Genomic DNA, 7,460 nt, shown 5'->3' with positions numbered 1-7,460 from the left:
GGGGACACCCCCATGATCGCCAAGCGAGGGAGCGCAGCGAGCGAGACGGTCCAGCCCTTGCGCCAGGGGGCCGGAACAGGCCCCTAGAGCAAACCATATGCGGCGGCCCGCCGCCTCGATCGGGAAGGCGACGGCACGGCGCACCCAACAAAAAAGCCGCAAGTTCCGCGTTGCGGATCTCGCGACTATTTTGTGCGCTGATCGTCACCCGAATGGGACGAAACCGCTTGCGGGTTCGGTCGGAGCGCAGCGGAGATAGAGCGGATGCCCGAAGGGCCGCACCCAAAGTCTCCCTTTCGTCCTGATTATCCGGCGTCACCGCCCCCAGCTCGATTGAGAACCGAAAAGGAATCGGCAACCAAATCGGTCCCGTAGATAGTCGCACCTTCTCGCTCGTAAGAGGTCTGCCTGACACGTCCCGTTATATGAACCATGTCACCTTTGCCTGCATTCCCAGCGTATTCAGCACACCTTCCAAAGCATGTGACACGGTTCCAATGCGTATCTTCCTGCCATTCGCCATCAACCTGACGGTTATAATTTGAAGCGACATTGACGTATGTGACTTTATCCTTTGCATCGACGCCACCAACTTGCCCGATGATACGAAATTCAGCGATATTCCTTGGCATTAGAACGTCTCCATCGTTGAAAATGACCGTCAATTGATCGGAATCGCCGGCACTTCGTAGCCTTGCGCTTCCGGCTCGATTTCAGCTTGCAACACGACTGGCTCTTGCGGTTCGGACGCGGGCAAAACGACTTGCTGTTGCATCGCCTGCTGCCGGATTTTCGGGGCGCTCGCCCATCGTTGCGGCAACCCGAACCTCGCCAGATTTTGGGGCGTCATTGCGTGATCGTATGACCCGATCCAGTCCAGCGCGACGGCCTGTTGAGCGGCGGCCAGTGTCAACTGACCGCTGCAAACCATGCGATTGAGCAGGGTTTCAAGGCCGTCCTTCTTCTCGCCGTTCTGTTCGCCCGCCCAGGACTGCAACCATAGGTTGCGTTGGTCCTTGGGCGCGCCGCCCAGCGCGATCGGCACCAACTGATCCAGCACCAGATTGTCGGGATTTTGGTCAGGATAGAGAACATCGGCCATGCGGCGCGTCGTCGCTGCCGTCCATGACGGCGGCGGGGTGCGGGCTTTGATGAAATCGGGATTGCAGATGGTTCGGCTGATATTGGCCTGTGTGATCCGAGAATCTATCACGCCGGGGGTTCGCCTATCGTCGGGACGGGAAGGCACCGCGGCGACCTGGGGCCGTCGCTCCTGCCGCATTTCGTTGAAGGCGACAGCAGCACGGCAATAGTTGCCGTCCATGATCTGTCCGCAAGCCTCGCGGGGGGTTTGCGGCGGATTTTCGATCATGTCGCGGTGGGTGGATATGAAAACGCCAGCGAGAATGACGCCACCAACGATCAAAATAGGAAGGCGCGGGTTCACGCTGCCCTCCAAGCGTCGTTCCAGTCGCCACCTGGGGGCGGAAGGATCACATTGAGCCGGCGTCCCTGGGCCGCAAGGTTCGCCTCGGCCTTCTCGATCCCGACGCGGGCGGCTTTGCCGTGCTGCGAATAGATCGTGATGGATCGGATATGATCGGGAACATGCAAACGGGCGTAAAGCTCGCTGCCGCTGGCCGACCAGCAACCCGGAAGGCCAAATTTGGCAATCACGGATTCAGCGTCCTCGAAACCTTCGGCCAGGTTCAAATGGTCGCGCTCGATAGTGCCGATCTGAACGGCGCCGCCGCAAGGGTCGCCCAAAGTCCGCTTTGGGTCGCAAAGCTGGGGATGCTTGTTGCCCTGCGCGTCCACGAAAACGCGCGCCAGAGCGACGATCGTGCGGCGCTCGACAATGGGCAAGAGCAGGGCGGGAAGGCGGAGCCGCTTGCCGCCCTCGTAGGTCATGGCGGCGGGATCATATCTGCCGATGATCGAATGGCCGATGCGGCGACTATCAAGATATAGCTGGGCGGGCGTTCCGCGCAGGGGGCGAGCCTTTTCCCATAGCTCGCGCGCGAGCGGTGCTAGGTCACGCCGGATTGCCGGGGCCGTGTCGCGTTCGGTCGGGCGGACATATCCGCCGTGGTTGTTGAGCGCGGCCATGATTTCGGCCTGGCTGCATCCGGCGAAGCAATGGAACAGCACGGCGCTGCGGCCCGGTGTGATCGAAAGCGAAGGGCTGCTATCCTGATGGGCTGGGCAACGCGCCTTGCCATAGGAACCGTGCCAAGTTCCCTTGAGGCGTCGCACGACTTCCTGCGCAGCGGCGGTGACGGTCAAGTTCATAGTCCGAGAATAGACTATGGGACAAATCCGGCAATGATTTTTCGCGCTGCCATATCGGCTTGCTCCCGCTGGGGAGCATTCCGGCGGCGTAGCCGACGGTCCTGCCGTCGCCGCTTGGCTTATAGGTTAGATCAGAGCGATTTGGTGCCGTTAGGGTAGCCCGTCAGGGCTGACGTGTTGCCCGACTAGGGCAACTCCGCTTCTCCATCTTATCAAATATAGAAATCATATGAGGTTCAATCCAACCGTTGAACTCACGGCTCCCGGCTTCGACGGCAAGGCGCTGATCGGCGCGCGTGGCGGCGGCAATCAGGGCTGCGCGGGTTTCCGGCTCTGAGGGCATCAGGCGACGGCGTTCGACTTTCCCGGCGCTGGCAAGCATCAAGGCATGATCCTCAAGCGCGGCTTCCCGATGGCTCACAGCATCATCGGGCAGGGGGGCGTCAATGCCGATCAGCTTCGCGAGCCACTTGGGCATTTCAGCGCGATAGAGGTTTGAGGTTTGCTCCGATCGCGCTCCATGCTCCTTGCTCTGGCTATAGACATAGCGGCGTTTCCAATCGAGCAAGCCGATGGCGCGAAGGGCTTTGATCGCATTGTGGACGGTCCCGCGTGAAAGGCCGGTCCAGCGCATGACGGTTTCATAGGACGGGACGCACCAGCCCTTTCGATAGAACAGCTCGTCCAGCAAACGCAGATAGATTTGGTGGCATGATGTGGTGAAGCGCATCAGCTTTGATTGCTCGGCATCCTGGGCTTCCCCGGCGCGGGAATTGCGGGCGACTTCGCGGGCCTTATCCAAGATCAGATGACACGCCTTGCGGAAGCGCGTTCGTTGGAGCGTGGACAGGGGACGGACAAATTCGGTTTCCTCCGTTTCGCCGGTCTGAACGCTGCCAGCCCATACGGGGGTGCCGGTGATGTGAAGGCCCCCCGCGCTTTTGCGCGCCGGGGGTTTGGTCCGCATGATCTGGCGGGTCGCGTGGCCGACCTGGGCGCGATAGTCGCGGGTCACAGGTTCCGCGCCAACTAGGACGGCAAGAGGATAGACCGGCGCACCGGCTCGGCGCTGGGCATCCTGCGTCAGAATGCCAAGATCAATGTCGCCTTGCGAAATGCCACGCGCCAGCAGCTCGTCAATGACGGACTGCGGGGTGCGGGTATCGCCGTTCTTTTGGGCAAGCATCATCGTTCGTCCTCCCATTCGGAAGGCCGTTCGCAGGCAAAGCTAGTCCGTGGCGCGAGACGCGCTGTTTGTTGACAGTGGGTGCGGGAGAGGCTATCCAATCGACAGATTTGATTGGGTCGATCCAAGTGGCGCCAACCACCGGATAACCTTCCCGTAGCCCGGCCTCGTGCCGGGCTTCGTTTATCCGCTCACGGCGCTCCCCCCTTCATCAATTAGCGGTAACTGTTGCGGTGCAGGCGTCAGGTCGCTGACGTGTGCGCCAATGGTTTCCAGAGCAACGCCCAACGGAATGCCCCGATTGCGCAAAGCAACGGATTCCAGAAAGGCATGATGCTCACGCGGAATGTGGACAGCGATCTGCTTTCGCTTCATGTGATCTTCGGGCGGCGGGGGCGCGATTAGTTCGTCTGCCGAGTAATCGACCATCGCCCTCCTTATCATCGCTGAAATTACATGATCGAGGCCGCGCATCTTATAGCGGGCCTTCAATTCCTTGAGGCGTTCACCGAAGCTGACGGGAATGTGCATTTTGCATTGCACGTTGCCTTCATCATATAGCGCCTGCCGCTTGCGGCGCATACAGGCCGCAGGCGTCGTGCCGACTCGTTCATGTGAAACGGATTGTCCCATGCTGCATTGGTTATTGCGGCATGAACGCATTGTCAAACAAAGGCCCTTTTGAGGTAGTTAATCAGATATGGTCGCCAAGGAACCAAAAAAAGCTATAAGCGAAGCCGATGTTATTGACCGGGGGGGAAATGACGATGGAGAGCCACGGAACAGCCGTATGCCGCAATATCTGAAGCTGGACCAAGCTGCATCAGAGCTGGCCACAAATTTAGGTACGAACTGCCGCGAGCGCAGGGCGAAAATGCGGATTTCGCAGGCGGAATTGTCTGAAAGGACGGGAATCGCTGCGTCCCATCTATCGTATATAGAACACGGTCGGGCGAATCCGACCCTTGAGGTGTTGCAGAGTCTGGCCGATGGTTTGGGGTGCACAGTGTTAGATCTCCTAGCGAAGCCAGGTGCATCCAAATTGGGGTAATGCAACTCAATAGCAGGGTGACAGCCGTATCATTCCTGCATTACGGTGAGCTGATGAATGTTCATTTCAGAGGGCCGAACGCGCAAAACGTGAACGGTAATTTCGGTGCGAACGCGCGGAGGGCCGCCAGTGAGGGCGGCCATCCGATCGCGGAACTGGTGAAAACCAGTGCGATCGCGGAAGATCGCTTGCGCTCGATTTTCGACGGCGTTGCCACGGACATTACGCTGCGAGAAATCGCCAGCATGTCGGTCGCTCTGAACGTCACTCTGGACGTGCTGCTCGGATAGCTTTCAGTTATCCGAAGCCGCGCGATGACGTTGCAAGAAATCGAAAAGGGTTGTCCTCCCGACGCCCAGCTCCTTGGCGACGGCCGATACTGTCGCTCCACCATCAATCATCGCCTGGATAGCCGGAAACTGATCGTCAGACAGTAGGGCCTTGCGCCCTACTTTGGCGTCAGGAGAATGGGTTTTCATCCCATGGATACGCCGCCAGTGCTGATCCAGCATTCCGACAAGGCGGAATAAATCGGTTTCTGCATCGGGTTGGATGACGATCTTCGGCGCGCAAAACTCGACCGCGATTCCCTGCCTTAAGACTTTCACCATCATGCGAACAAGCGTCATGGTGTTGATCGGTAAACAGGCAAGATCATAAATTTTGATCTTGTCGCCGCGTTCTAGCCTATGCCCTGCACGCGCTAATGCTTTGGGCAAGTCAAGAAAGCTGACTGTTCCAGCGTCAACGAGAAGATCGCCTGCATGTTCGCACAATGCGCGCTGTTCTTCGATCGTCGGTGATCGGTTTGTTTCTGCGAGGAACAGGACAGTCTTAGCCAATTGCGACGCTCGCTTTGTTGTTGTTGCGGGCATCATTTTTCCCGCTTTTTCCGCGCGAACCTAAGCGAAGAGTCCGGTTTTCATCAAGAGACGAAGCCGGACGATAACCTAAATTGCGGTGAACGATCATTCCGAACGGGCGGATTCCGCAATTGCGAATGTGTGTTGCGCCTATGTCGGAAATGTCTTACATCCTATAACCGGACTCACCAAAGGGAGGCTTGAATGCCTTTGGAAGCATCGGTTTTGGCGGCACTGCTGACCTCTTGCGCACCCAATGTTGCGCCGGCGACGATGATCGCAATTATTCAGGTAGAGTCAGAGAGCGATCCCTATCGGATCGGCGTCAACTCCGGTGCGGCCTTGCGCGGCCAGCCTGCCAGCAAGAGCGATGCGGTTGCTACCGCGCGTAGCTTGCTGCGCCAGGGCGCAAATTTCGACGCTGGGCTTATGCAGATCAACAGCGCCAACTTTGCGCGCCTCGGCGTTACCGCCGACACGGTTTTCGACCCCTGCACCAATCTTCGCGCTGGGGCGCGAGTGCTGGCAGACAACTATGGTCGCGCGGTCGGCGCGGGGCATGGGAACCCGCTTCAAGCGGCGTTGAGCGAGTATAATACTGGATCGAGGTCGCGCGGTTTCCGCAACGGCTATGTCCGCAAGGTCTTCGCGGCTGCGGGGAGCATGATCGCGCCCGTAGCCGCGGCTCAAACGCCTCTGGCAAATGTCGGCAGCATCGCACCGTCACCCGATCAGGTCGGCCAGATTCTCATGGCCGCGTTCGGTGGTCGGATCACGGACACAGTGCGTCCGATGAATGCGCTCTATGGTGCGCGCAACAGCTATCACAAACACGGCCTTGCCGTCGATTTCGTCCCGCATGGTGGGGTAGGCGCGATAGATCGCGGTCAAATTCGCGCGCTCTTGGCAGCGAACGGGATCGCCATTGTCGAACTGCTCGGCCCCGGCGACAAGGACCATAGCGACCATTGGCATGTAGCGTTCGCAGGGGCCGGGATTGCCCCGGCAATCGTCGCGCCTGCTGCGCCATGGTCGGTTACGGTGCAGAACAGCGCCCCCGTTCAATCCGATGCACAGGAAGGAGCCTTTCGGGTCGCCGCCTCCTATGTGCCGGTTGGCGGGGCTGGTGAGGCTCCCCCAACTGCCGATCCAGCCCCGCCAGCGTGGGACGTGTTCGCGCAAGCATCTTGGAAGCAGCGGCAAAGCTCGCCTTCAATGGAGGGCGGTCTGTGAAGCTGTCGCATCATGTCATTCTGAAATTATCAGTCGTGCTTTTGCTCGGCTTGATAGTCACGCCCGCTCATGCGGACGTGGGAGGCATAGCAACTGCGGTTCTCGATGAACTCAAGGCGCTAGTGGCTCCAGCAATACTACTCGGCGTCATTTGGCTGGGTGTTCTTATAATGACGGGCAGGGGGACGCTAATCACGTTTCTGACCTTCTGCGTCGGCATTGTCATTGTCACAAGTGGAGGTTTTTTCTGATGAAAATGGTTCGCTACATCAAGGATCGCTGGACGCATAGCTGCGCCCTTGCTGGTGCCACGCTCGCACTGGCTCCTGCCCCGGCTTGGGCGCAGGCCGTCAACACGAATGACGTCGAAACCATGGTTGACCTGGTTCTGGCGCTGCTGACTGGCCCGATCGCGAAGGGTCTGGCGGCAATCGCGCTGGTGATCGCAGGCATCATGTTCTTCTTCGGCGCGGGCAACAAGGGGCTGCTGGGTTCGATCATCATCGGCTGCTTCATCGTGTTCGGCGCTGGCTGGATCGTCGATACCGTTTCCGGGACGTAATGCGTCGCGTCCCCTCCCTTCTCGCGGCCCTGATCGGGGCGGCGTGGTCGATGCCGGGGGCGGCGCAAGTCGCCTCCGCATCTTCGCAGGCATCAGCCATGGCGAGCAAGATGATGGCTGCGGGTGCCGCCATCGGGACGCTCGTTCTGGTGATCGCCGGGTATTTCTACATGGTCGGCCACGGAGACAGGCAGACGATGGCGCTTTGGTTGGCAGGCTTGGCCGTCATCCTCTGCGCCCCGTTCTTCGTGGATTTGCTGACGTAACAGGCTG

Annotated in this window: 12 protein-coding genes; 6 read left to right on the top strand and 6 right to left on the bottom strand. The window is 59.3% G+C overall.

All coding sequences use genetic code 11. The features are described from left to right. Positions 1-305 precede the first annotated feature (305 nt). The 5 genes from BMY84_RS27015 to BMY84_RS26995 all read right to left on the bottom strand — a co-directional run bounded on the left by BMY84_RS27015 (position 306) and on the right by BMY84_RS26995 (position 4,111). Positions 306-632 carry a single-stranded DNA-binding protein gene (locus tag BMY84_RS27015; RefSeq protein WP_093088114.1) on the bottom strand — a complete coding sequence of 109 codons (327 nt, stop codon included), beginning with the start codon at positions 630-632 and terminating at the stop codon, positions 306-308. A gap of 29 nt (positions 633-661) precedes the next feature. Continuing rightward, positions 662-1,459 carry a hypothetical protein gene (locus BMY84_RS27010; protein WP_093088104.1) on the bottom strand — a complete coding sequence of 266 codons (798 nt, stop codon included), beginning with the start codon at positions 1,457-1,459 and terminating at the stop codon, positions 662-664. After that, positions 1,444-2,292, bottom strand: a complete 849-nt coding sequence (locus BMY84_RS27005; RefSeq protein ID WP_143075187.1) for a DUF7146 domain-containing protein — start codon at positions 2,290-2,292, stop codon at positions 1,444-1,446. The genes BMY84_RS27010 and BMY84_RS27005 overlap by 16 nt, the downstream gene beginning before the upstream one ends. Positions 2,293-2,455: 163 nt before the next feature. Beyond that, positions 2,456-3,094: a helix-turn-helix domain-containing protein gene (locus tag BMY84_RS27000; RefSeq protein ID WP_256215474.1), complete on the bottom strand. Its 639-nt coding sequence runs from the start codon at positions 3,092-3,094 to the stop codon at positions 2,456-2,458. A gap of 567 nt (positions 3,095-3,661) precedes the next feature. Then, positions 3,662-4,111: a hypothetical protein gene (locus BMY84_RS26995; protein WP_256215473.1), complete on the bottom strand. Its 450-nt coding sequence runs from the start codon at positions 4,109-4,111 to the stop codon at positions 3,662-3,664. Positions 4,112-4,178: 67 nt separating this feature from the next. Here BMY84_RS26995 and BMY84_RS26990 point away from each other — a divergent pair, with 67 nt between their 5' ends. After that, positions 4,179-4,529 (top strand): helix-turn-helix domain-containing protein, encoded by a 351-nt coding sequence (locus tag BMY84_RS26990; protein ID WP_371262452.1) that lies wholly within the window; start codon positions 4,179-4,181, stop codon positions 4,527-4,529. Continuing rightward, complete coding sequence (locus tag BMY84_RS26985) at positions 4,529-4,819, top strand: hypothetical protein (RefSeq protein WP_143075186.1); 291 nt, start codon at positions 4,529-4,531, stop codon at positions 4,817-4,819. The genes BMY84_RS26990 and BMY84_RS26985 overlap by 1 nt, the downstream gene beginning before the upstream one ends. Positions 4,820-4,822: 3 nt before the next feature. Here the strand turns inward: BMY84_RS26985 and BMY84_RS26980 are convergent, their stop codons facing one another. After that, on the bottom strand, positions 4,823-5,407 hold the full coding sequence (locus BMY84_RS26980) for a helix-turn-helix domain-containing protein (RefSeq protein ID WP_143075185.1): 585 nt from the start codon (positions 5,405-5,407) through the stop codon (positions 4,823-4,825). A 189-nt stretch (positions 5,408-5,596) separates the two neighbouring features. Here BMY84_RS26980 and BMY84_RS26975 point away from each other — a divergent pair, with 189 nt between their 5' ends. The 4 genes from BMY84_RS26975 to BMY84_RS30685 are packed head-to-tail and all read left to right on the top strand — an operon-like array spanning position 5,597 to position 7,453. Further along, positions 5,597-6,625 carry a lytic transglycosylase domain-containing protein gene (locus tag BMY84_RS26975; RefSeq protein WP_093088096.1) on the top strand — a complete coding sequence of 343 codons (1,029 nt, stop codon included), beginning with the start codon at positions 5,597-5,599 and terminating at the stop codon, positions 6,623-6,625. Next, positions 6,622-6,876, top strand: coding sequence for a TrbC/VirB2 family protein (locus tag BMY84_RS26970; RefSeq protein ID WP_093088095.1), 255 nt, complete (start codon positions 6,622-6,624; stop codon positions 6,874-6,876). Before BMY84_RS26975 ends, BMY84_RS26970 begins: the two co-directional genes overlap by 4 nt. Continuing rightward, positions 6,876-7,187 carry a TrbC/VirB2 family protein gene (locus tag BMY84_RS26965; protein WP_093088093.1) on the top strand — a complete coding sequence of 104 codons (312 nt, stop codon included), beginning with the start codon at positions 6,876-6,878 and terminating at the stop codon, positions 7,185-7,187. The genes BMY84_RS26970 and BMY84_RS26965 overlap by 1 nt, the downstream gene beginning before the upstream one ends. Then, positions 7,187-7,453, top strand: coding sequence for a TrbC/VirB2 family protein (locus BMY84_RS30685; protein WP_093088091.1), 267 nt, complete (start codon positions 7,187-7,189; stop codon positions 7,451-7,453). The genes BMY84_RS26965 and BMY84_RS30685 overlap by 1 nt, the downstream gene beginning before the upstream one ends. The last annotated feature ends 7 nt before the right edge of the window (positions 7,454-7,460 follow it).

The organism is Sphingobium sp. AP50 (assembly GCF_900109095.1).
Lineage (GTDB): Bacteria > Pseudomonadota > Alphaproteobacteria > Sphingomonadales > Sphingomonadaceae > Sphingobium.
Note: the sequence above shows the minus strand (reverse complement) of the source record. Positions and strands in the feature narration are given on the sequence as shown.

Bases quoted from the DNA above. Each gene is read 5' to 3' on its own strand.
- BMY84_RS27015 (WP_093088114.1), bottom strand. From the start codon at position 632: ATGCCAAGGAATATCGCTGAATTTCGTATCATCGGGCAAGTTGGTGGC.
- BMY84_RS27005 (WP_143075187.1), bottom strand. From the start codon at position 2,292: ATGAACTTGACCGTCACCGCCGCTGCGCAGGAAGTCGTGCGACGCCTC.
- BMY84_RS26995 (WP_256215473.1), bottom strand. From the start codon at position 4,111: ATGGGACAATCCGTTTCACATGAACGAGTCGGCACGACGCCTGCGGCC.
- BMY84_RS26990 (WP_371262452.1), top strand. From the start codon at position 4,179: ATGGTCGCCAAGGAACCAAAAAAAGCTATAAGCGAAGCCGATGTTATT.
- BMY84_RS26985 (WP_143075186.1), top strand. From the start codon at position 4,529: ATGCAACTCAATAGCAGGGTGACAGCCGTATCATTCCTGCATTACGGT.
- BMY84_RS26980 (WP_143075185.1), bottom strand. From the start codon at position 5,407: ATGATGCCCGCAACAACAACAAAGCGAGCGTCGCAATTGGCTAAGACT.
- BMY84_RS26975 (WP_093088096.1), top strand. From the start codon at position 5,597: ATGCCTTTGGAAGCATCGGTTTTGGCGGCACTGCTGACCTCTTGCGCA.
- BMY84_RS26965 (WP_093088093.1), top strand. From the start codon at position 6,876: ATGAAAATGGTTCGCTACATCAAGGATCGCTGGACGCATAGCTGCGCC.
- BMY84_RS30685 (WP_093088091.1), top strand. From the start codon at position 7,187: ATGCGTCGCGTCCCCTCCCTTCTCGCGGCCCTGATCGGGGCGGCGTGG.